Here is a 20687-nt window from a genome sequence, read left to right on the forward strand (position 1 = left end):
AGGCGGGGCTGAACCGTCACCGCCGGCGGTTCGACACGCCCTCTTCGGCGGTGTCACGGGCAACGACTTCGTACAGGAGGGCGCGGTCGGTCTCCTCGCTCGGACGGAGGATCCGGCCGAGTCGCTGCGTGAACTCGCGTTCGCTCCCGCTCCCCGAGAGGACGACCGCGACGCTGGCGTCGGGGACGTCGATTCCCTCGTCCAGCACGTTCGACGTGACGACGCGTGTGTACTCGCCCGCGCGGAACCGATCGAGAATCTCCCGGCGCTCACTCGTCGAGGTTCGGTGCGTGATCGGCGGGATCAGGAACCGGTCGGCGATCCGATAGGCGAAGTCGTTGTGGGCGGTGAAGACGATGGTGCGCTCGCCGCGATGGCGGTCGAGGATGTCGGCGAGGGCGTCGACCTTGGCATCGCTACTCATCATGATCTCGCGGGCACGTTGCTTCGCGAGGAGCGCGTCTCTGGCCTCGGGGTCGCGTCCCGACCGCTTGACGAGTTCCTGATAATCGCTTCCGCTGCGTAACTGGATGTTCGAGCGCGCGAGGTAGTCGGTGAACGTTCCCTGTTGCTCGTCGTACTCCGCGCGCTCCTCGTCAGTGAGGGAGACAGAGCGGCGCTTGACCTCGTAGGCGGAGAGATGTTCGCCAGCCAGATCGTCCGGTACCAGCGAGTAAACGACCTCTCCGACCAGTTCCTCGACGACCTCGTGGGCGTCGTCCGGTCGCTCGAAGGTCGCCGTGAGACCGAGTCGAGCGGGTGCGGCGAGCAACCGGGCGATCTGTCGGAACCCCTCGCCGCCCAGGTGGTGGACCTCGTCGAACACCACCAGGCCGAACCGGTCCCCGAGCGCGGCGGCCCGGAGATACGCCGAGTCGTAGGTAGCAATCGTCAGCGGGCCGACCTGCTGGACGCCGCCGCCGAGCTGTCCGAGGTCGATATCGTTGCCGAACTCCTCGTCCAGTTCGGCACGCCACTGTTCGAGCAGGTCGATGGTCGGAACGACGACGAGCGTCGGCGTCGACAGCGCCGCGATGGCGGCGACGCCGATGACGGTCTTGCCGCTCCCGGTCGGGAGTTCGAGGACGCCACGGCGGTCGGCGGCCTGCCAGGCGTCGAGCGCGTCGCGCTGGTACTCGCGGAGCTGATAGCTCGATGTGAGCGACGGCACGGACTGGAGATCCAGCACGTCGTCCACGACCTCCTCGCTTCGCTTGTCGAGGGCGTCACGGAGGGTCGCGTACCGATGGGCTGGTGCACGATAGCTCTCCGAGCGCGGATCGAACTCGACGTCCGGCAGGTCGCCGACGTCCTCGCCGGTGAGCCGAAGCGTCCCGTCCTCGAAACTGAGCCTCGTCGTCACGTCACTGCGTAGGGGCGGGGAACGGAAAAACGGTTCCGGAGACACCCCTTGCCGCGAGCGGTTTCCTGAACGCTTATACTTGCCGGACGGCTTGTACCGGGCATGACCGAAGACGAGGGAGCCGAGGCCGAAGCGCCGGACCCGGATGCGGACATCGATATGGAGATCCGCGAGGACTTGGTCGCACAGGTCGCAGAACGCGATCCGGAGCTGGCCAGGAAGTGAAATCACTGGCCGAGATCGCAATCGAACTCAACGGCGCGGTCGCCGACCTCGAAGAGACCCTCGAGGCGGTACGGGACGATCTGCGGAGACCGAATCCGAACTCGAAACGGTGCAGTCGGAGCTCGAAGAACGGGACGCGAAAATCGAGACGCTTGAGGAGAAACTCCAGAAGAAACAGGCGGAGTTCCAGAACTACAAGAAACGTCAGGAACGGGAGAAAGAGCGGATCAAAGAGCGAGCGGCCGAAGACGTCGTCGAGCGACTCGTCGAGGTCCGGGACAACCTGCTCCGGGCGGTCGACCAGGACCACGACGACGTCGAGAGTATCCGCGAGGGCGTCGAGATGACGCTCAAGAGCTTCGATCGGATCCTCGAAGACGAGAACGTCGCGCCGGTCGAACCGGAAGCGGGTGCGGAGGTCGACCCCAACAAACACGAGGTGATGATGCGCGTCGACAGCGACGAACCGGAGGGGACAGTCGCGGATCTGTACCGTCCCGGCTACGAGATCGCGGACAAACTGCTCCAGTCGGCCCAGGTCACCGTCAGCACGGGTGTAGCCCCGGTCGAGGAAAGCGAGGACGACGAGGAGGAGGCCGACGCGGACACCGAGGCCGGCGAAGAGGTCCCTGAAGAGAGCGAAGGTGAGGACGAGGCCATCGAAGACGTCGAGGTTGACGCGGACAGCGGAGAGGAGGACGACGAAGAGGTCGAAGCGACCGTAGACGAAGATGAAGACGCTGAAGCCGTCGAGGCGGTCGCGGACGAAAGTGAGGCCGAACCTGAAACTGAGGAGTCCAGCGAGGATGCTGCCGAAGTCGACGACAGGGAGGACGAGGAGGCCGAGGATGCCGAAGCCGAACCCGACGAGGAAAAGGCTGATAACGACCAAGTCGAAGAAGACGATACTGAAGCCGAGGACACTGACGAAGCGGAGGAGGAAGGAGACGGCGACGAGAAACCGGAAGACGAACACGAACGGGACGCGGACGTCGCGGCGAACGAGGAGTAGTTCGGGACCCTCGAACCAAACGTGTTTGATCGAGAGAATACCACGGTCTCTGATTAAAAGCACCGCTACACGGCGACCGAAATAAGTTGCGTAGCGACCGCTTCCCCGGATTTTAATTCGTGCGTTTGTCGCTGTGTAGAAAGGTTTATACGGAACAGTCTACAATCCTCTTGCAAGATGGCCAGTAACAAGATTCTCGGTATCGACCTTGGTACGACGAACAGCGCGTTCGCTGTTATGGAAGGTGGTGACCCCGAGATCATCGTAAACGGCGAAGGGGAGCGGACGACGCCCTCTGCCGTCTCCTTTACCGAAGACGGCGAGCGGCTCGTCGGCAAACCGGCGAAGAACCAGGCGATCCAGAATCCGGACCGGACGATCGAGTCGATCAAGCGCCACATGGGCGACGAGGACTATACCGTCCAGATCGACGACGAAGAGTATACGCCCGAGCAGGTCTCGGCGATGATCCTCCAGAAGATCAAACACGATGCCGAGGAGTATCTCGGCGAGGAACTGGAGAAGGCAGTCATCACGGTCCCTGCCTATTTCAGTGATCGACAGCGCCAGGCGACGAAAGACGCCGGCGAGATCGCCGGCTTCGAAGTCGAGCGGATCGTCAACGAACCGACCGCCGCGTCGATGGCCTACGGGATCGACGAAGACCAGGACCAGACGGTCCTCGTCTACGACCTCGGTGGCGGGACGTTCGACGTTTCGATTCTCGACCTCGGAGGCGGTGTCTACGAGGTCGTCGCCACGAACGGGGACAACGACCTCGGTGGCGACGACTGGGACCACGCGATCATCGACTGGCTCGCGGAGAACTTCGAGAACGAACACGGCGTCGATCTTACCGACGACCGACAGGCCCTCCAGCGACTGAAAGACGCCGCCGAGGAAGCCAAGATCGAACTCTCCTCGCGCAAAGAGACGGAGATCAATCTGCCCTTCGTCACCGCGACCGACGACGGTCCGATCCACCTCGAAGAGAGCCTGACGCGTGCGAAATTCGAGTCGCTCACGGCCGACCTGATCGAGCGGACTGTCGCACCGACCGAACAGGCGCTCGAAGACGCCGGCAAATCCAAAGACGACATCGACGAAGTGCTGATGGTCGGTGGCTCGACGCGGATGCCACAGGTCCAGGAGAAAGTCGAGGAGATGACCGGCAAGGAGCCGAAAAAGAACGTCAACCCGGACGAAGCCGTCGCACTCGGTGCGGCGATCCAGGGTGGCGTGCTCGGCGGCGAGGTCGACGACATCGTGCTGCTCGACGTGACGCCGCTCTCGCTCGGTATCGAGGTCAAAGGCGGCCTCTTCGAGCGACTCATCGAGAAGAACACGACCATCCCGACCGAGGAGTCGAAGATCTTCACCACGGCCGCGGCCAACCAGACCTCCGTGCAGGTCCGGGTCTTCCAGGGCGAGCGAGAGATTGCTAACGAAAACGAGATGCTCGGCGAGTTCCACCTCACCGGCATCCCGCCGGCACCGGCCGGAACGCCCCAGATCGAGGTCGGCTTCAGCATCGACGAGAACGGCATCGTCAACGTGCAGGCCGAGGACAAAGGCTCCGGCAACGCCGAGGAGATCACCATCGAAGGCGGCGCTGGCCTCTCCGACGACCAGATCGAGGAGATGCAGCAGGAAGCCCAACAGCACGCCGAAGAAGATCAGGAACGTCGCGAGCGCATCGAAGCGCGCAACGCTGCCGAGGAGTCCATCCAGCGAGCGGACACGCTGCTCGAGGAGAACGAGGAGGAACTCGACGAGGCCCTGATCGAGGATATCGAGGCCGAAATCGAAAACGTCGAAGCGACGCTCGAAGACGAGGACGCCGGCAAAGAGGAGTACGAGGAGGCCACCGAGAGCCTCAGCGACGCGCTCCAGGAGATAGGCAAACAGATGTACCAGCAGGAAGCCCAGGCCGGCGCAGCAGGCGCAGGCGGCATGGGCGGTGCGGCGGCGGGCGGCCCCGGCGGCGCTGCAGGGCCCGGTCCTGACGCCGAGGGAGACGAGTTCGTCGACGCCGACTTCGAAGACGTGGACGAGACCGACGAGGAGTAACACGACGAATCGCTCTCGTCAGCTCGGGAGGCGAACGAAGTGAACTCTCCCGGTGTCTCCGCAAACACAGTGAGCAGAGGCCAGACACTCCATCGGAGTGCCTGTGTCTGAAAACGTGAGCGAAGCGAACTTTTTAGTTATACGACGAAGACCACTACCAGCGATTTAGAATCGTCCGCTCGACGATGACCGAAAGGCGAACAGAGACACTCATAGCCACGACTACGAACGGGCGGAGACAACCGAACGGCAGGAGAGTACTATCGACTCACGAAGAGTCGGTTGTCCGGCTACCCGAACGATTCGACTTCCGCCTCGGAGAAGTCACCGCCGCCGGCCTCGACGGCGTCACGGGCGTCCTCGACGAACGTCTGAAAGCCGAAGACGTAGATCTGACCATCGTCGACGACCTCCCTGACGGCGTCGGTAAGGCCCTGTTTGTTCTCGACGATCCGAACGGTTGCACCGGAGTCGACAAGCGCGTCCAGGCGCTGTTCGTGGGCGGGTGCATCGTCCTGATAGACGATTGTAGCTTCGGAGCCCTCCGCGACGGCCGCCTCGGCGACGCCGACTGCCGGCCCGACGCCGGGGCCGCCAGCGAGGACGGCAACGTCGCCCTCGTCGTAGGCGACGTTGCCGAACGGGCCTTCGATCGTCACGGTGTCGCCGGATTCGCGGTCGGCCAGCCAGGGAGAGATCGCCCTCGGGATCGACGCCGACGGTGATCTCGAAGGTCTCCTCGATGTCGGGCGACGAGAGGGTGTAGTAGCGGGCGATCTCCTCGCCGTCGACCGTTGCATGCAATCTGACGAACTGGCCGGGTTTCGCATCGAAATCGGCGGGCGTTTCTGCTCTGGGTAATCGTGCCCGGTCCGACAGTCGCCACCGCGCGAACCGTTACCTCGGTCTCGTCCATGCAGTAGAGTAGGCTGCTGGCTCCCTAAGGGGTTGCGTTCGTAACCCGCTCGATCCAGGCAGAGTCCGAAGACTCTCGTTCCGTTATACCGCCAAAATGAACGGGAAGAAACTCGCTTCGGGGTTTTATACAAACTTTCAGGTAGGTATTTCAGAAGGCTTTTGACGTGTCGAAGATAACCCGCTGACCAATACATGCCATCAGATCTAAACTGGGCGATCGGCGGCGAAGCCGGTGACGGGATCGACTCTACCGGAAAGATCTTCGCTCAGGCGCTGTCGCGTGCGGGACGGCACGTCTTTACCTCCAAAGACTTCGCATCCCGCATTCGCGGTGGGTACACCGCCTACAAGATCCGAACGTCGACCGAGAAGGTCCAGAGTGTCGTCGATCGGTTGGATCTGTTGGTAGCGCTGACACAGCGCACAATCGATGAGAACCTGGACGAACTCCACGAGGATAGCGTCATCATCTACGACGGCGAGCGCTCGTGGGACGCGGAGATCCCGGAAGCGATCACCGGTGTGAGCGTTCCGCTCAAAACGCTGGCCGAGGAGGCAGGCGGCGCAATCATGGCGAACACCGTGGCGCTCGGGGCCGCCTGCGAAATCGCCTCGTTCCCGATCCAAAACCTCGATGAGTCCCTCGAAAAGCGGTTCGGGGACAAGGGATCGAAGATCGTCGAAAACAACAAGGACGCCGCCCGACTCGGTCGGGATCACGTCAAGGAGAACTACGGCGAGTTCGACTACGAACTGGAGACGACCGACAACGACTACGTCCTGCTCAACGGCGACCAGGCGATCGGCATGGGTGCAATCGCGGCTGGCTGTCGGTTCTACGCTGGCTATCCGATCACGCCCGCGACCGACGTGATGCAGTACCTGATCGGCCGGATCGAGCAGTACGGCGGTCACGTCATCCAGGCCGAGGACGAACTCTCGGCCATCAACATGGCGCTCGGCGCGGCACGCGCCGGTGCCCGCTCGATGACGGCGACCTCCGGTCCGGGGATCGACCTAATGTCCGAGACGTTCGGGCTTGCGGCGACCAGCGAGACGCCGCTGGTCATCTGTGACGTGATGCGGTCGGGCCCCTCGACGGGGATGCCGACCAAACAGGAGCAGGGTGACCTCAACATGACTCTGTACGGCGGGCACGGCGAAGTGCCACGGTTTGTCGTCGCCCCGACGACGATTTCCGAGTGTTTCCACCGGACTATCGAGGCGTTCAACCTCGCAGAGAAGTACCAGCTACCGGTGTATCTGGTCTCGGACCTCGCGCTTGCGGTCACCGAGGAGACGTTCGACCCGTCCGAGTTCGACATGGACGAGGTCGAGATCGACCGCGGAAAGGTCGTCGACGAGGACGAAATCGACGACTGGCTCGACTCGAAGGGTCGGTTCCGGACCCATGCCGACGCCGAGGACGGGATCAGTCCGCGTGCGTTCCCCGGCACGGCCGAGGGCGCACACATGTCGACCGGCCTCGAACACGACGAACTCGGTCGCCGAACCGAGAGCACGGACATGCGCGTCACGCAGGTCGACAAGCGCCAGCGAAAAGTCGAGACGGCCCGCGAACGCGAGGCGTTCGACTACCGCGAGTTCGGCGACGCGGACGCCGACTCGCTCGTCATTTCGTGGGGATCGAACGAGGGTGCCCTCGTCGAAGCTCTCGACATCCTCGACGACAGGGGGATCGACGTCCGGGTGCTCTCTGTACCGTACCTCTTCCCGCGACCCGATCTCACGCCCGCCGTCGAGGACGCCGACGACGTCATCGTCGTCGAGTGTAACAAGACCGGCCAGTTCGCCGATCTGATCGAGCACGACGTCCTCTCCAGAGTGAAACGGATCAACAAATACACTGGCGTACGATTCAAGGCCAACAAACTCGCGGAAGAGATCGAGGCTGCAATCGCCGCCGACACGGAGGTAACAGCATGAGTTCCGACGTTCGATTCACAGACTTCAAATCCGACAAACAGCCGACCTGGTGCCCCGGATGCGGGGACTTCGGCACGATGAACGGCATGATGAAAGCGCTGGCCAACACCGGCAACGACCCGGACAACACGTTCATCGTGGCCGGGATCGGCTGTTCCGGCAAAATCGGGACGTACATGCACAGCTACGCGCTCCATGGCGTCCACGGTCGCGCACTCCCGGTCGGGACCGGCGTCAAACTCGCCAACCCCGACCTCGAAGTGATGGTCGCAGGAGGAGACGGCGACGGCTACTCCATCGGTGCCGGACACTTCGTCCACGCCGTTCGTCGGAACGTCGACATGAGCTATATCGTGATGGACAACCGCATCTACGGGCTGACCAAAGGACAGGCCTCGCCGACCAGCCGCGAGGACTTCGAGACGTCGACGACCCCCGAGGGACCGAAACAGCCGCCAGTCAATCCGCTCGCGCTGGCGATGGCGTCGGGCGCCACCTTCATCGCCCAGTCCTTTAGCTCCGACGCACTCCGACACGCCGAAATCGTTCAGAAGGCCGTCGAGCACGACGGCTTCGGCTTCGTCAACGTCTTCAGCCCCTGCGTGACGTTCAACGACGTGGACACCTACGACTACTTCCGTGGCTCGCTGGTCGACGTCGCCGAGGACGACGACTACGATCCGACGGACCGTGAACAAGCGAAAGAGGCCGTAATGGACGGCGACAAGGAGTATATGGGCGTCCTCTATCAGGACGAAGACTCGGTGCCGTATCACGAGCGCCACGCCGTCGAGGCGAACAAATCGGAGATTCCGGACGGCGCACCCGACGATGCGATGGACCTCGTCCGCGAGTTCTACTGACGACTACCGCCGCCCCGATCCCAGTTCTTTGCGATAGCGACGTTCCCTGACCGTCTCCCCGAACAGCTCCGTTTCTCGCTCCCCGACAGCCTCGTAGCCCTGGGCACGGTAGAACGACTGGCCGACCTCGTTGTCCGCGAGCACGAGCAGTTGGACGGCGTCGTATCCGCGGGTCGACCAGCGCGTCTCGAACGTGTCGAGCAGCGCCGTCCCGATCCCCTCCCCCAGCGGTCCGGCGTGACGTATATCGAACCGAGATCGACGACAGAGTTGTCGGCCGCAGCGCCGCTCGCGTACCCGACTACGGTGTCGTCCTGCTCGGCGATCAGGTAGGTCACGGCGTCGTCCTCGATGCGCTCGCGAGTGAGCGTCGGACTGTACCACTCCGCCAGCGCCGCCTCGATGGTCGTTTCTGCGAGCACGTCCTGGTACGCGCTTACCCATCCCGCCTCGGCGACGCGGGTGATGCTCTGGACATCCCCGAGAACCGCATCACGGACCATCAGGTCCTCCATACCGGCAGATCAGGCTCCACTGGCAAAACCCAGGGCGGTCACGAACGTTCAAACGGTCCCACACCATAGCCGAGCGTATGGACGGGACGACGTTTCGGGACCGGCTCGAACGAGAGCACGCGGAGCGACTGGACGAACTGGGCTCGCCCGACCTCCTGCTCGCGCTGAGCGGCGGCGACGTCGACGAGCAATCGCTACTCGAAGCGGCGGCCAACAGCGAGTACTCCGCACGTCGAACGTTCGACGAGTGGGCGGCCGACGAACCCGACGACGAGGCTCGGGAGGTGTTCGAGTCGACGGCCGAGCAGGAGCGACGGCACTACGAGCAGGTGGCCGCGGAGCTACCGGCGTCGTTCGAACCGGCCGATGGCGGCCCGCTACACGCCTATCTCCGCGGTCAGAAGGCGACGATCCAGCGCGTCGCCGCGGGGATGGTCGGCCGGTCGGTCGTTAGCCTCCGGACCCACGCACGGCTGATCGAGTTCTTCGACGCCGAGCGCGAGCAGTTGTTCCGCGACCTGCGGACCGAGACCGAGGAGACGCTCGAACAGGGACTGTCGCTGCTCGAAACTCGCTGTACCGGCGACGACTGCGAGCACGCCGAGATGGTCGCGGAGTACGTGATCCGCGTCGCACACGACGACTACACCGACTCTATCTCGGCACTCGAGTCCGACGGCTTGGCGAGCGACCGGTCGGATATGCATCGCTGACGCACGCGCGGAGACGGTTCATAATGATGAACGTCTAACTATGGTGTATGCGACCTGGTCTCACACGACGGCGGGCCCTCGCGGCAGGAGCCCTGATTGCGGTCTCCGGTTGCCTGGACCAGGATTCAGGGACGGGTAATGGGGACAGCGATCCGAACAACGGCGACGAGGAACCGCCGGACGATCCACCGACGGCAGAAGCACCGATCAGTATGGGCCATTCGGCCGAAGAGCTACTGGATCAAGTGGTCAGCGGCGGCGTCCCGAGAGACGGGATCCCGTCGATCGACGATCCCGTATACACCGAGGCTGGTGGCGGAGACGCGCCCGACGACGACGAGATAGTCTTCGGCGTCGAAATCGATGGCGATGCACGGGCCTACCCCCGACAGGTCCTGGTCTACCACGAGATAGTCAACACCGAGGCCGGCGGCGAGCAGATCAGTGTTACCTACTGTCCCCTCACCGGCACGGCACAGGGGTTCTATCGCGGGGATACCGAGTTCGGCGTCTCCGGACGACTGGTCAACAGCAATCTGATCATATACGACCGCGAGTCGGATAGTTGGTGGCCGCAGGTGCCGGCCGTTGCGATCGACGGCGTTCACACCGGCCACTCCCTGCAGGAGTTCCCCGTGACATGGACGACGTGGGGGCAGTGGCGCGAACAGTATCCCGAGACGCAGGTACTCACCGAAGACACTGGACACGTCCGGGACTACGGGGCCGATCCGTACAACGGGGGTACAACCCCCGAACCGGCTACTACGAGGACGGTTCGCCCCTGTTCGCGCCGCTCGTCGACGACGACCGGCATCAGGCAAAGGCCGTGTTCATCTGTGCACGGACGCCGGACGGCCCCCTCGCGATCAAAAAGTCCGTCCTGCGAGAGGAATCTGTAGTGGAACCGGTCGTCGATGGCCAGGGCTATCTTGCGGTCTACGATCCACGCCTGGACACCGGCTACGTCTACGCGAACCCGGACGGGCGCTCGGTCGAGTATGCTGACGGTGAACTACAGGTAGACGGAACCACGTACGCGCCGGACGAACTCCCGCTGGACCGGGTCCTCCGCCTCGACGCGATGTGGTTCGCATGGTCGGCTATCTATCCCGATACGGAGGTGTACGACCAGTGATCGGCAGAAGACTTTCGCGGACCGCTACTGCGATGCGGGCGGCGCTCACCCGGCCGGGCCCGCTCCTTCTCGCTGTTGCCGTGGGTGTCGCGTATCTGCTCGGCTACCTGTATGCGATTGGTGATCTGGTCGTCAGGGAGGGCGTCGGCGTGGGCGTGGCTATGCCAGTCGCGGACCCGCTGACGCACATGCTCGGTCGGACCGGGCCAGTGTCGTTCGAGGCGATCGCTATCGTCGATCTCGAACCCCTCCGACTGCTGTTCTCGCCGCTGAACACGCTTCTGGGCGTCGGTCTCGCAGTGCTAGTCGGTATCAATATCGCGATGAGTTACCTCGCCGTCACGCAGCCGCGATCCTGTGGTCTCGGGGCGACTTCCGGCGTTCTGGCGTCGGTTCCCGCACTGCTCTCGGGGAGTGCCTGCTGTGCGCCAGTCGTGTTACTCGTCCTCGGGATTCAGGCCAGCGGTCTGTTGCTGACCGCACTGACGTGGTTGTTGCCGGTCGGTATCGTCCTCCTCATCGGTTCGCTCGTCTATCTCGGGGGCGAATCGATCCGACACCGGCGTGAACTCAGGCGCTTTCCGCCCGCCGTAATCGAAGGCTGATCGCATTGCCGGAGTCCGTCCGCTCGAACGAAATATGGCCATCTGAGAGGTCGACCGCCCAGTCGACGAGCCAGAGACCCAGCCCCGTACTGTGGTAGATGTCGGTGACGTCCTCCCACGAGCAAACTCGTGGGCTTCCCCTCCGCTGACGCGTGATTCAGTCGTCTGAAACACCGGGGGCAACGTTCCCAGTCTCGCTACTGGTACTCTGGTTCGCGGGTGCCTCTTTGGTCGAAAGACCAGAGTGTTTCACCGTCCACTCATAGTCGTCCCACTCAAGGCATGGTACCTGACTGTGATGTCCATCCGCCGTCGTGTTCTCTCGGGCGGCCGCGGGCCGAGCCATCGACCCACTTGGTTGAAGCTCTATACTCTCACCAGCGTGTTTCCGCAGGAAATTCGCCGATCCTGCAACATCCGAATGACCCTCACGTCCACACGAGTGGCATTGAAGTAAATCACCACGCCGATGCACATCCTCACTCTCACACGCTGGGCACTGAGACGACGTACCAGCCTCTGACTTCTCGGTGACGGGTATGCCGTACTCGAACTCCAGCACTTCGCCGAGTCGTCGTCGGAAGCGTCCGTGAGCCCAGAACAGGTCCGTCTTCTCGTTAATAGTGGCGGACCAGTGTTTCTCCCTCACATCGCTTAACGCGCCGACGATGAGTTCTGTAACACCAGCTCGGCGAGCCACTCGCCGAGATCTCGAATCAACGCGTCCATGGCGTGGTTGCGTTGTTCACCGCGCTTGTGGTAGACACGCCGAATCTGTTTGCTTGACCAGTCGCCGTCTCCAAGTAGTGATTGTAACTCGGCGATTTGTTTGGTGTGAGTGTGGAACGTGTGGAATGCGGGCCTCCCGTGGTACAGACGGTGGTCCCCTTGACTGGTCGTGACGGCGGCGAGGTTGTTCGCACCGATGTCCACCGCTGCCACTACCTCTTCGCCGCTGCCAGTAGTGGCCAGTGATGGTTCAATAGAGTCTCGTCGGCGTGGAGAGTTGTCCTCGTCGCCGACGGTTCGATATGCAGTGAACGTTTCGGTGTCTCTGTCGTACACGATCTCTGGCGACCCTGCTTGCCCGTCCAACGGGGTTGTCCTGCAACCTCCAAGCGCAACCGTTCGTGGTATCCAAGCCCGTATTTCTCTTTCAGTTCTTTTCCCACGGGTATTCCGAGTCGGCTGCGGTCGCCGAGTTCAAGGGTGTACTGGTCGTTGCGGATGACGGTTCGCGGCGTGCGGTTGCCGTTTTCTTTCCAGTAACCGGGTGGATTGGGCCTGTCCGTGACCTTGTTGTTAGTAGGGTCTCGGTATTTTGAGAGGACGGCGAAGTACGCTTTCCACGGCTCCCAGTTCTTCTGGACGAGTTGCTGGGGCGTGCTGGAACTGAGCCGCTGGATATACTGTTGGCGGTATTGCTCTTGGGTGACCGCGTGTTTCACCGTGGACTTCAATTCGCTGACTGGGACACGGGAATCCGCGTCGTTTTGCGTATTGAAGAGTGTTTGTCGGCGGTCGTAGTTGACCTGGTTGTTACAGGCTGCTGACGCGTCGAGGAGTTCGAGGAGGAGCAGCTCGTCGCGGTGCGAGAGCGGTCTCACCTCGAACGTATCACAACGCGTCATCTATCGCTTACTATGTAGTAAACGGATATGAAGGTTCCGGTTATCTACGAGGAAACGAATAACACGGCTTGAACCGTACGTATCCGCAATGACTGACCAAGGACGGAAGAGCAGCGGTGAGTTTGAATCCAAAGTCACGGATGAGGACGTACTTGCAGTGTTAGAGGACGCTGAGACTCCCGTGTTAACGGCGGGTCTTGTGGCTGAGGAGTTGCCTGTGACATCGAAAGCTGTGTATTATCGGTTACGGAAGTTGCATGACAAGGGGTGTGTTGGAAAGCTGAACGTTGGCGCTCGGGCTGTCGTATGGTGGGTTGTCGACGAGTCGGAGTAACGTGGGAATCACGGCCTGAGTAAGTCACGTGGTTTGTGTAACTTTGCCTACCGCTTGGACCCACGACTAAAGCCCTGTCTCTTACCCATAAGTTCACGGAGTCACAAACAGACGTTTCAGACGCTTTCGACCCCAATCTGCAATCGGAAGATCGAGGTGAGGAGTGATCCGGGCGATGATCTCGGCGGTGGGGGTGCTGAATGTGGTAAACGAGATTAGCAAAATCGTTCCATAGGAGTGTTACATCTGTAGATATCGAGGTTTCGATCGGGTTTATTGACCTCGGCAGCGACTCGATTTGTGGGTAAGAGACAGGGCTAAAGCCGTGGGGTTCCGCTGATACTGTGTCACTTGACGAACCCACACCTTCGCTGACGCATCTTTCCGAGCGCGATCCGTCTTACGCCGGATCGAACACCGTGGAGCAAAGCTCCACGAACCCGCCGAGGCTTACGCCTCGTCGAACACCGGAAATCGAAGATTTCCGAGCACGATCCGCCTTACGCCGGATCGAACACCGCCGGACAAACCGCGTCCGGCGAGTTTGACTTCGGCTAGGCCTCGTCAAACAGCGCAAACGCTCTGCGTTTGCTGGCCTGACGAGGCTCAGGCCTCGTCAAACACCGGAAATCGAAGATTTCCGAGCACGATCCGTCTTACGCCGGATCGAATACCGTGGAGCGAAGCTCCACGAACCCGACGAGGCTCAGGCCTCGTCAAACACCGGAAATCGAAGATTTCCGAGCACGATCCGTCTTACGCCGGATCGAATACCGTGGAGCGAAGCTCCACGAACCCGACGAGGCTCAGGCCTCGTCAAACACCGTCTCCCCTTCGACCTTCTTCTCCTCGACGACGTCCATGTCGAGCGTGACACCGATGCCGGGTTCTTCCGGAATCTCGATGTAGCCGTCCTCGATGACGTCTTCCTCGACGAGGTCCTCCCACCAGCCGAGTTCGTAGGAGTGGTACTCGACGGCCAGCGAGTTGGGGATCGATGCACCGACGTGTGCGCTCGCCATCGTCGCGACCGGCGAGGAGACGTTGTGCATCGCGACCGGGATGTAGTACTGGTTGGCGACGTCCGCGACCTTGCGCGTCTCGCGCATGCCGCCGACTTTCGGCATATCGGGGGCGATCATGTCGACGGCCTGGTTCTCGATCAGGCGTCGCTCCTCGGTGGCGCGGTAGCGGTTCTCGCCGACGGCGATCGGCGTCACGGTGGACTTGGTGACCTCCTCTTGCACTTCGAGGTTCTCCGGCGGGACGGGGTCTTCGAGCCACCAGACGTCGTACTCCTCGATGGCGTCGGCGAGCCGTTTCGCCGAGCCACCCGAGAACGTCCAGTGGCAGTCGAAGGCCACGTCGGCCTTGTCCTTGACGCGCTCGGTGACTTTCTCGACGATCTCGGCCTTGTGGCGGATCTCGCCGGGGCGAAGGTGTCGGTTCGCGCGGTCTTTCTCCAACCCACTCGGGACGTCGAGATCGAACTTCAGGGCGTCGTAGCCGAGTTCGTCGACGACGCGTTCGGCCTCGTCGGCGCAGGCTTCGGGGTCGGCTTCCGATTCGGTGTGGCAGTCACAGTAGACCCGCATCTCGTCGCGGTACTTGCCCCCAGTAGCTGGTACGCCGGTACGTCGAGGATCTTGCCGGCGAGGTCGTGCAGCGCGACCTCGATCCCGGCGATAGCGGTGACGGTAATCCCCTCGACCGAGCCTTCGCCGGACATCTTCTGGATCAGGTGTTCGTAGAGCCGATCGATGTCCAGCGGGTTCTCGCCGACGACGAAGGGTTTCATCCGCTCGATAAGCTCTGGAACGCCCGCGCCCCAGTAGGCTTCGCCGGTGCCGACGATTCCGGCGTCGGTGTAGATCCGGACCAGTGTCCACGGGAAGTTCCCGTCGATCATCGTTGTCTGAACATCGGTGATCTCGACGTCGCGCCCGCCGCCGCGCGTATTCGTCACACCCATCGTCTCCGAGGAGAGTTCCCGCATGGTATACTCCGCGTTCGGATCGTGCAGATCCGCGTAGTTGACTCCCATGCCATCCTCTTTACTAAGCAAACAGTAAAACCTTGAGATATGCCCGTGAGACGGCATGAACAGATGGTCTGTCAACACACCTCACTCCGCCTTCCGGCGGCTGTAGGCCCCACAGTCGTTCCCTGTATCGAACGCGCTTTACGTTTCGACGCGCTGGTTTCGACCATGGATTACGAAGACAGTCTGGATCGGGCCATCGCCGAGACGCCCGATATTAGCGGTAGCGACGAGCGGCTCTCCACCCCCGATGCGACGGCCCAGAAAGACGGTGCGTTCACCCGATTTACGAACCTCTCAGAGATCGCAGATACCCTCTCTCGCGACCCCGAGCATCTTCACCGGTTCGTCCAGCGCGAACTCGGAACCAGCGGGACCTTCGAGGAGGGCCGCGGCCGATATAACGGTAGCTTCTCGGGCGGAGACTTCGACGCCGCAGTTGCGAAATACACCGACGAGTACGTCTCCTGTACGGAATGTGGCCTGCCGGACACGCGACTCGTCCGCGAGGACCGCACCCCGATGCTTCGCTGTGACGCCTGTGGCGCGTTCCGCCCGGTCGCAAAGCGCTCCAACAAAACCCAGAACGTCTCGACGGCCGCCGTCGAGGAGGGCAAGACCTACGAGGTCAAGATCACTGGAACAGGCCGCAAAGGCGACGGTGTCGCCGAGAAAGGCAAGTACACCATCTTCGTCCCCGGCGCGGAGGAAGGCGATGTGGTCGAAGTGTACATCAAGAACATCAGCGGGACGCTCGCGTTCTCGCGACTGGCGAACTGACGGCTCTCTCGGTTCTATGGCGTCGCTTTTTGAGCGATTTTAAGAGATGATTTCACGGGCGTGTGACCCGCGAAATCGGTGGGGAACTGTCGGCATACGGAGCGTGGCCGTCTCGTGTGACGGAACTGCGAACGACCACACGATATACTGCCGGCGTATCCTACTAAACCTTGCGACCTTTCAGAACACAGACCCCGTCATATAGCGGTCTCTGGGCGGTTACCTATCGGTTACCCGGATAGGATCAAGCCGGTCGAGCGCCACGTGCTCGTCGATCAGCGCTCCCGCTCGGTTGTAGGCGCTCCCAGCCGAACCGTCCCGGTCCGGACGGTCCGTCCCCGCCGCCTCGAAGACCGATTCGAGGAACGCCTCTCGTGCGTTCCCGTTCTCGAAGAGTCCGTGAAGGTAGGTGCCCAGGACCTGCTCGATGGCCGCGCCGCTCCCGGCGAAGGGCCGGTCCGTGCTTTCCGTTAGCGCCGTCTCCCCCATGTGGATCTCGTAGCCCGAGACCCGCCCGGTCGCCCCGTCGAGCGGGCCGACGCCAGCGATATCTTTGCTGACCTGTACGAGTCGCTTTTCGGGTGAGAACGCGGTTTCGACCGGCAAAAGCCCGACCGCTTCGACGGTCGTCTGTTCGCCGGTGCCCTCGACAGCGGCGTTCGTAATCCGCTCGCCGAGTAGCTGATAGCCGCCACAGAGGCCGACGATTGGACCGTCGAACTGCCTGATCTCCTCGTCGAATCCCGCCTCGCGAAGCGCAAGCAAATCGTCGACGGTGTTCTTTGTACCGGGTAATACCAGTGCGTCGGCGTCCCGGACGGAGGCATCGAGAGACCAATACGACACCCTGACACCCGGTTCGCGTGCCAGTGGCTCCAGATCGGTAAAGTTCGAGATCCGCGGAAGCCGGGGGACAGCGACCGTCACTGCCCCATCGTCGGGAACGCCATCGTCCGCGCCGCGGACAGATCGCTCGCCGGGAGCGGGTAAAGAGACGCTGTCCTCCGCGGGCAGGCCTGGATCGTCGTAGGGAACCACGCCGAGCACGGGCACGCCTGTCCGCTCTTCGAACTCCGCGATTCCGGGGTCGAGGATCGATCGATCGCCGCGGAACTTCGTGATGACGGCCCCACCCACCTGCTCGCGGAGGTCGTCGGGCATGAGTGTCAGCGTCCCGACGAGGCTGGCGAACGCGCCGCCGCGTTCGATATCGGCGACGAGCAGGATGGTCGCATCGGTGAAGCGGGCCGTCTCGACGTTCGCGAGATCCCTGTGGTGGAGATTGATCTCGCCCATCCCGCCGGCCCCCTCCGCGACCACGATGTCGGCGTCCGCAGCGAGTCGACGGTGAGCGTCGACTGCCGAGTCGCGCGCTCGCTCCCAGTGCTCGTCGTAGTACTCGCCCGCCGCGTAGTGGCCGACCGCCTCGCCGTCGAGCACGATCTGGCTCTCGCCGTCGCCGCGGGGTTTCAACAGGACCGGATTGACGTCGGTCGTCGGCGGGCGACGCGCCGCCCGGCACTGGACGTACTGGGAGACGCCGATTTCGCCGCTTCCCGCGCTACCGTCTTCGATGGACTCCGGGTGTGGGACGACGCGAGCGTTGTTGCTCATGTTCTGGGCTTTGAACGGCGCGACATCGACCCCGCGGTCCGACAGCAGGCGGCAGATCCCCGCTGCTACCGTGCTCTTGCCGACGTGGCTCGCGGTTCCCGCGACGAGTAGCGTCGGCGTTTCGGCGGGCGGATCGTTGCCGGTGGCAGTCATCGGCTCAGTACTCGGTGCCCTTCCGTGCTGGCTGGCCGGCGTCGATTGGGTGTTTCCCCTTCCGGACCTCGGTCACGAGATCCGCGTGGTCGAGCAGATACGTCGGCTCTTCGTGACTACCCGTAAACACGAGTTCTAGGTCATCAGGTGCGTCCTCCACGAGGGCGAGCACCTGCTCTGGCTCTACTGCCCGCGGTCGGCGGCGTACAGCACTTCGTCGAGGATCAGCATGTGCAGGTCCTCGCCGTCGATTCCCGCGGCGACGAGTTCCTCGGCGCGCTCGAAAGCGGCCTGTGCGCGTTGTTCGTGGTCCGGGTCGTCGCCCGCCGCGCCGAAGCCGTGCCAGCCGTAGTGACCGGCGTTCTCGTACGTAAAGCCCGGGACGTGCTCGATAGCGTTGTACTCGCCCCGGACGTCCTCGACGGTGTCGGTGCCGCCTTTCATGAACTGGAGCATGTGGACGCGGTAGCCGTGCCCCGCCGCGCGCAGCCCCATTCCCATCGCGGCAGTGGTCTTGCCTTTCCCATCGCCCCACCACACCTGCAGGAGGCCGAACTCCTCGGGATCGCTCGGCTCGATCGGTTGAGCGGTCGGTCTCCGCCCGCCGACCGCGTCCTCAGTTGCCGCACTATCCGCCTTGTCGTCGGTTTGTGTGTTCTCTGTCATGGGTCGAGTGCGTCGAGAAACGCGTCGAATGCGCCGCTCTCGGGATGAACATGTGCGTACGTCCCAAGCGTTCGATACTCCGTCAGCCCGTCCATCTCGTCGTGGATGCCCTCGCCGCGGACGACGTCGAACGCGAACCGGGCGTCGGCGGCGACGTCGGCGCTGGAGTAGTGGAACTCGTGGCCGCGAAGCCGTTCGCCAGCCTCCGCAGTCAGCGCGTCGCCGCGGGCCGCCAGTTCGACGTGGTCGAGCGCCCGATACCGGTCGTGCATCGTCACGTCGGCCGGCAGGACGCCAGCCATCTCGTGGCGCTCGCCGTCGGTCGTCGTCAGCGACTCGGACAGTGCTATCAGGCCGCCACACTCGCCGAGGATCGGAAGCCCCTCCATGGCCCGCTCGGCGAGCGTCGACAGCGCCTGGCTCTCCGCGAGCGCCTCGGCGTGCAGTTCAGGATAGCCGCCGGGGAGGTAGACGCCGTCGCAGGGCGGCAGGTCGTCGCCAGCAGTCGGCGAGAAGGGCACCACCTCGCTCCGCTCGCGGAGGCGTTCGAGCGTCGCTGGATAGGCAAAGGCGAAGGCCATCCCTCGCGCAACGGCGACCGTAGCGTCGGTGGACTCGCGGCTGTCAGCCTTCACCGATGCTCCTCGCTCGGGGCACGGCGGCGTCTGCGCGATATCGAGTAGGCGATCCGTCCGTAGAGTCTCCGCAGCGGCGTCGAGCGCCTCGGTCGGGAGGGCCGCCTCCTCGCCCAGTTGCAGGCCGAGATGTCGGTCGGGGATTGCCAGATCCTCGTTCGGCGGGATCCGACCGAGATACTCGATGGACTCCGGGAGGGCGTCGCGGATCCCCGCCTCGTGTCGCCCCCGTGAGCGCGCTGGGCGATGATTCCTGCGACCTGCATATCGCGACCGGCCTGCTCGGCGTACTGCCGGAAGCCAAAGGCCGTCGCAGCGACGCTTTCCATGCCCGCCTGGGCGTCGACTACCAGCACGACGGGCAGGTCGAGCGCCTCGGCGACCATCGCCGTCGAGGAGCAATCACCGTCGTACAGCCCCATCACGCCCTCGACGACGCAGGTCGTGGGCGCATCACCCTCCCGCTGTCGGTCGGTAGTAGTTCCGCTGAAGCCCGTCTTCGCCCTGAAGCCAGCGGTCGAGCGTCCGGGAGGGACGACCGGCGACCGCCTCGTGATGGCTCGGATCGATGAAGTCCGGGCCGGCCTTGGCTGGCTGTACTGTCTCGCCGGCCCGCTCCAGCGCCCGGATCGTGGCGAGCGTCGCGACGGTCTTGCCGACGCCGGAGGCCGTCCCGCCGAGGACGAACCCCTTCATTCATGATCACCTCGCACGAGTAGTACTGAGAGATCCGAGAAGGCTGAGTCTTCCGGCCGGTCGCCGCCTGCGAGGTCGCCGAGCATCGTCTCAGTGGCCCGCTCCTCGTCGTGGGTGAGGTGCTCGAAGACCGTCGCTGACAGTTGGCTCCGGGCGGCGCGCGCTCCCGGCGCGGCGTCGCCGAGTAGGTATGCCGCGATGTCCTCTGGCATGCAGTCGTACGGTCGGGGCAGGACGAGCAGGTGGCGGTCACCCACTGCGCTGGCAATCCGAGCGAGTTCCGACTCGATCGGTCCGCGCCTGTGCAGCGTGACGAACGTCGTCTCCTCGAAGGGGACGACGGCCCTGCTCGCGGCGACCTGGATGCAGGAGATGCCCGGGATCACCCTGAGAGGCCGGTCGACGACGTTCCGGACCGAATCGAGAAACTGATGGCCCGAGACGTTCGGATCGCCCATCAGGACGGCGACGCCGCGCTCGCCCTCTCTGACCCGCTCGCCGAACCGTTCCAGCGTTGCTGCCTCGTCGTCGTAGCCACAGGTAAGCACATCCCCGCCAATGACCGCCTCGACGTAGCCGACGACGCTCTCGAACCCGACGATCACGTCGGCACGCGCCAGTTCCTGTCGGGCGATTTCTGTCAGATACCGCGGGCTCCCCGGCCCGATGCCGACCGCGCTCACCCGCTGTGCCGTCCCGGCCGAAGCGTCGTCAGTTGCCATCGAATAACAAGTGGACTTGCATTAGTTAAATATTTATTGCACCGCC

General features: G+C 63.2%; 18 protein-coding genes and 4 pseudogenes. 11 read left to right on the forward strand and 11 right to left on the reverse strand.

Annotation, left to right across the window (positions count from 1 at the left end):
- Positions 1–16: 16 nt before the first annotated feature.
- Complete coding sequence (locus ACFQH2_RS13430; protein ID WP_377054395.1) at positions 17–1363, reverse strand: DEAD/DEAH box helicase; 1347 nt, start codon at positions 1361–1363, stop codon at positions 17–19.
- Between the two features lie 102 nt (positions 1364–1465).
- On the opposite strand from ACFQH2_RS13430, the gene ACFQH2_RS13435 reads away from it, so the two are divergent.
- The 3 genes from ACFQH2_RS13435 to dnaK all read left to right on the forward strand — a co-directional run bounded on the left by ACFQH2_RS13435 (position 1466) and on the right by dnaK (position 4670).
- Positions 1466–1588 carry a hypothetical protein gene (locus ACFQH2_RS13435; protein WP_377076829.1) on the forward strand — a complete coding sequence of 41 codons (123 nt, stop codon included), beginning with the start codon at positions 1466–1468 and terminating at the stop codon, positions 1586–1588.
- Between the two features lies 1 nt (position 1589).
- Complete coding sequence (locus ACFQH2_RS13440; protein ID WP_377077000.1) at positions 1590–2600, forward strand: nucleotide exchange factor GrpE; 1011 nt, start codon at positions 1590–1592, stop codon at positions 2598–2600.
- A gap of 177 nt (positions 2601–2777) precedes the next feature.
- Positions 2778–4670 (forward strand): molecular chaperone DnaK, encoded by a 1893-nt coding sequence (gene dnaK, locus ACFQH2_RS13445; protein ID WP_377054399.1) that lies wholly within the window; start codon positions 2778–2780, stop codon positions 4668–4670.
- 290 nt (positions 4671–4960) lie between these two features.
- Here dnaK and ACFQH2_RS13450 read toward each other — a convergent pair.
- A pseudogene (locus tag ACFQH2_RS13450) lies at positions 4961–5586 on the reverse strand (FAD-dependent oxidoreductase).
- Positions 5587–5780: 194 nt separating this feature from the next.
- On the opposite strand from ACFQH2_RS13450, the gene ACFQH2_RS13455 reads away from it, so the two are divergent.
- On the forward strand, positions 5781–7535 hold the full coding sequence (locus ACFQH2_RS13455) for a 2-oxoacid:acceptor oxidoreductase subunit alpha (protein ID WP_377054403.1): 1755 nt from the start codon (positions 5781–5783) through the stop codon (positions 7533–7535).
- Complete coding sequence (locus ACFQH2_RS13460) at positions 7532–8398, forward strand: 2-oxoacid:ferredoxin oxidoreductase subunit beta (RefSeq protein WP_377054405.1); 867 nt, start codon at positions 7532–7534, stop codon at positions 8396–8398. Before ACFQH2_RS13455 ends, ACFQH2_RS13460 begins: the two co-directional genes overlap by 4 nt.
- Here the strand turns inward: ACFQH2_RS13460 and ACFQH2_RS13465 are convergent.
- Positions 8392–8913 (reverse strand): GNAT family N-acetyltransferase, encoded by a 522-nt coding sequence (locus ACFQH2_RS13465; RefSeq protein ID WP_377076830.1) that lies wholly within the window; start codon positions 8911–8913, stop codon positions 8392–8394. The genes ACFQH2_RS13460 and ACFQH2_RS13465 overlap by 7 nt on opposite strands.
- Positions 8914–8990: 77 nt before the next feature.
- Here ACFQH2_RS13465 and ACFQH2_RS13470 point away from each other — a divergent pair, with 77 nt between their 5' ends.
- The 4 genes from ACFQH2_RS13470 to ACFQH2_RS13485 are packed head-to-tail and all read left to right on the forward strand — an operon-like array spanning position 8991 to position 11369.
- Positions 8991–9626: a rubrerythrin family protein gene (locus tag ACFQH2_RS13470; protein ID WP_377054409.1), complete on the forward strand. Its 636-nt coding sequence runs from the start codon at positions 8991–8993 to the stop codon at positions 9624–9626.
- A 47-nt stretch (positions 9627–9673) separates the two neighbouring features.
- The gene (locus tag ACFQH2_RS13475; protein WP_377076831.1) at positions 9674–10528 is read left to right on the forward strand and encodes a DUF3179 domain-containing protein; all 855 of its coding nucleotides are present in this window, start codon (positions 9674–9676) and stop codon (positions 10526–10528) included.
- Positions 10411–10764: a DUF3179 domain-containing (seleno)protein gene (locus tag ACFQH2_RS13480; protein ID WP_377077001.1), complete on the forward strand. Its 354-nt coding sequence runs from the start codon at positions 10411–10413 to the stop codon at positions 10762–10764. Before ACFQH2_RS13475 ends, ACFQH2_RS13480 begins: the two co-directional genes overlap by 118 nt.
- Positions 10761–11369 carry a hypothetical protein gene (locus ACFQH2_RS13485; RefSeq protein ID WP_377076832.1) on the forward strand — a complete coding sequence of 203 codons (609 nt, stop codon included), beginning with the start codon at positions 10761–10763 and terminating at the stop codon, positions 11367–11369. The genes ACFQH2_RS13480 and ACFQH2_RS13485 overlap by 4 nt, the downstream gene beginning before the upstream one ends.
- A 157-nt stretch (positions 11370–11526) precedes the next feature.
- Here ACFQH2_RS13485 and ACFQH2_RS13490 read toward each other — a convergent pair whose 3' ends face one another.
- From ACFQH2_RS13490 to ACFQH2_RS13500, 3 genes are read right to left on the reverse strand one after another with little or no spacing between them, the layout of a single operon-like run.
- Positions 11527–12069 (reverse strand): zinc ribbon domain-containing protein, encoded by a 543-nt coding sequence (locus ACFQH2_RS13490; RefSeq protein ID WP_377076833.1) that lies wholly within the window; start codon positions 12067–12069, stop codon positions 11527–11529.
- A complete protein-coding gene (locus tag ACFQH2_RS13495; protein WP_377076834.1) occupies positions 12024–12311 on the reverse strand; it encodes a transposase in 288 nt (95 codons plus the stop codon). The genes ACFQH2_RS13490 and ACFQH2_RS13495 overlap by 46 nt, the downstream gene beginning before the upstream one ends.
- Positions 12311–13000 carry a hypothetical protein gene (locus ACFQH2_RS13500; protein ID WP_377076835.1) on the reverse strand — a complete coding sequence of 230 codons (690 nt, stop codon included), beginning with the start codon at positions 12998–13000 and terminating at the stop codon, positions 12311–12313. The genes ACFQH2_RS13495 and ACFQH2_RS13500 overlap by 1 nt, the downstream gene beginning before the upstream one ends.
- 88 nt (positions 13001–13088) lie before the next feature.
- Between ACFQH2_RS13500 and ACFQH2_RS13505 the strand changes: the two genes are divergently transcribed.
- Positions 13089–13334, forward strand: coding sequence for a response regulator of citrate/malate metabolism (locus ACFQH2_RS13505; RefSeq protein ID WP_377054417.1), 246 nt, complete (start codon positions 13089–13091; stop codon positions 13332–13334).
- 806 nt (positions 13335–14140) lie between these two features.
- On the opposite strand, the pseudogene ACFQH2_RS13510 reads toward ACFQH2_RS13505, so the two are convergent.
- Positions 14141–15378, reverse strand: a pseudogene (locus ACFQH2_RS13510) (mandelate racemase/muconate lactonizing enzyme family protein).
- Positions 15379–15543: 165 nt separating this feature from the next.
- Between ACFQH2_RS13510 and ACFQH2_RS13515 the strand changes: the two are divergent.
- Positions 15544–16155 (forward strand): translation initiation factor IF-2 subunit beta, encoded by a 612-nt coding sequence (locus ACFQH2_RS13515; RefSeq protein WP_377054421.1) that lies wholly within the window; start codon positions 15544–15546, stop codon positions 16153–16155.
- Between the two features lie 219 nt (positions 16156–16374).
- Here ACFQH2_RS13515 and ACFQH2_RS13520 read toward each other — a convergent pair whose 3' ends face one another.
- The 4 genes and pseudogenes from ACFQH2_RS13520 to cbiE all read right to left on the reverse strand — a co-directional run bounded on the left by ACFQH2_RS13520 (position 16375) and on the right by cbiE (position 20641).
- Entirely contained in the window at positions 16375–17922 is a 1548-nt protein-coding gene (locus ACFQH2_RS13520; protein ID WP_377054423.1) for a cobyric acid synthase, read from the reverse strand.
- Positions 17923–17926: 4 nt separating this feature from the next.
- Positions 17927–18588 (reverse strand): annotated as a pseudogene (locus ACFQH2_RS13525) (cob(I)yrinic acid a,c-diamide adenosyltransferase).
- Positions 18585–19919, reverse strand: a pseudogene (locus ACFQH2_RS13530) (cobyrinic acid a,c-diamide synthase). The pseudogenes ACFQH2_RS13525 and ACFQH2_RS13530 overlap by 4 nt, the downstream one beginning before the upstream one ends.
- The gene (gene cbiE / locus ACFQH2_RS13535) at positions 19916–20641 is read right to left on the reverse strand and encodes a precorrin-6y C5,15-methyltransferase (decarboxylating) subunit CbiE (RefSeq protein WP_377054429.1); all 726 of its coding nucleotides are present in this window, start codon (positions 20639–20641) and stop codon (positions 19916–19918) included. The pseudogene ACFQH2_RS13530 and the gene cbiE overlap by 4 nt, the downstream one beginning before the upstream one ends.
- Positions 20642–20687 lie beyond the last annotated feature (46 nt).

Source organism: Natronoarchaeum sp. GCM10025703, assembly GCF_042661985.1.
Lineage (GTDB): Archaea > Halobacteriota > Halobacteria > Halobacteriales > Natronoarchaeaceae > Natranaeroarchaeum.

Coding starts and splice junctions, on each gene's coding strand:
- ACFQH2_RS13435 (WP_377076829.1), top strand. CDS start 1,466: ATGACCGAAGACGAGGGAGCCGAGGCCGAAGCGCCGGACCCGGATGCG.
- dnaK (WP_377054399.1), top strand. CDS start 2,778: ATGGCCAGTAACAAGATTCTCGGTATCGACCTTGGTACGACGAACAGC.
- ACFQH2_RS13455 (WP_377054403.1), top strand. CDS start 5,781: ATGCCATCAGATCTAAACTGGGCGATCGGCGGCGAAGCCGGTGACGGG.
- ACFQH2_RS13460 (WP_377054405.1), top strand. CDS start 7,532: ATGAGTTCCGACGTTCGATTCACAGACTTCAAATCCGACAAACAGCCG.
- ACFQH2_RS13465 (WP_377076830.1), bottom strand. CDS start 8,913: ATGGAGGACCTGATGGTCCGTGATGCGGTTCTCGGGGATGTCCAGAGC.
- ACFQH2_RS13470 (WP_377054409.1), top strand. CDS start 8,991: ATGGACGGGACGACGTTTCGGGACCGGCTCGAACGAGAGCACGCGGAG.
- ACFQH2_RS13475 (WP_377076831.1), top strand. CDS start 9,674: ATGCGACCTGGTCTCACACGACGGCGGGCCCTCGCGGCAGGAGCCCTG.
- ACFQH2_RS13500 (WP_377076835.1), bottom strand. CDS start 13,000: ATGACGCGTTGTGATACGTTCGAGGTGAGACCGCTCTCGCACCGCGAC.
- ACFQH2_RS13505 (WP_377054417.1), top strand. CDS start 13,089: ATGACTGACCAAGGACGGAAGAGCAGCGGTGAGTTTGAATCCAAAGTC.
- ACFQH2_RS13515 (WP_377054421.1), top strand. CDS start 15,544: ATGGATTACGAAGACAGTCTGGATCGGGCCATCGCCGAGACGCCCGAT.
- ACFQH2_RS13520 (WP_377054423.1), bottom strand. CDS start 17,922: ATGACTGCCACCGGCAACGATCCGCCCGCCGAAACGCCGACGCTACTC.
- cbiE (WP_377054429.1), bottom strand. CDS start 20,641: ATGGCAACTGACGACGCTTCGGCCGGGACGGCACAGCGGGTGAGCGCG.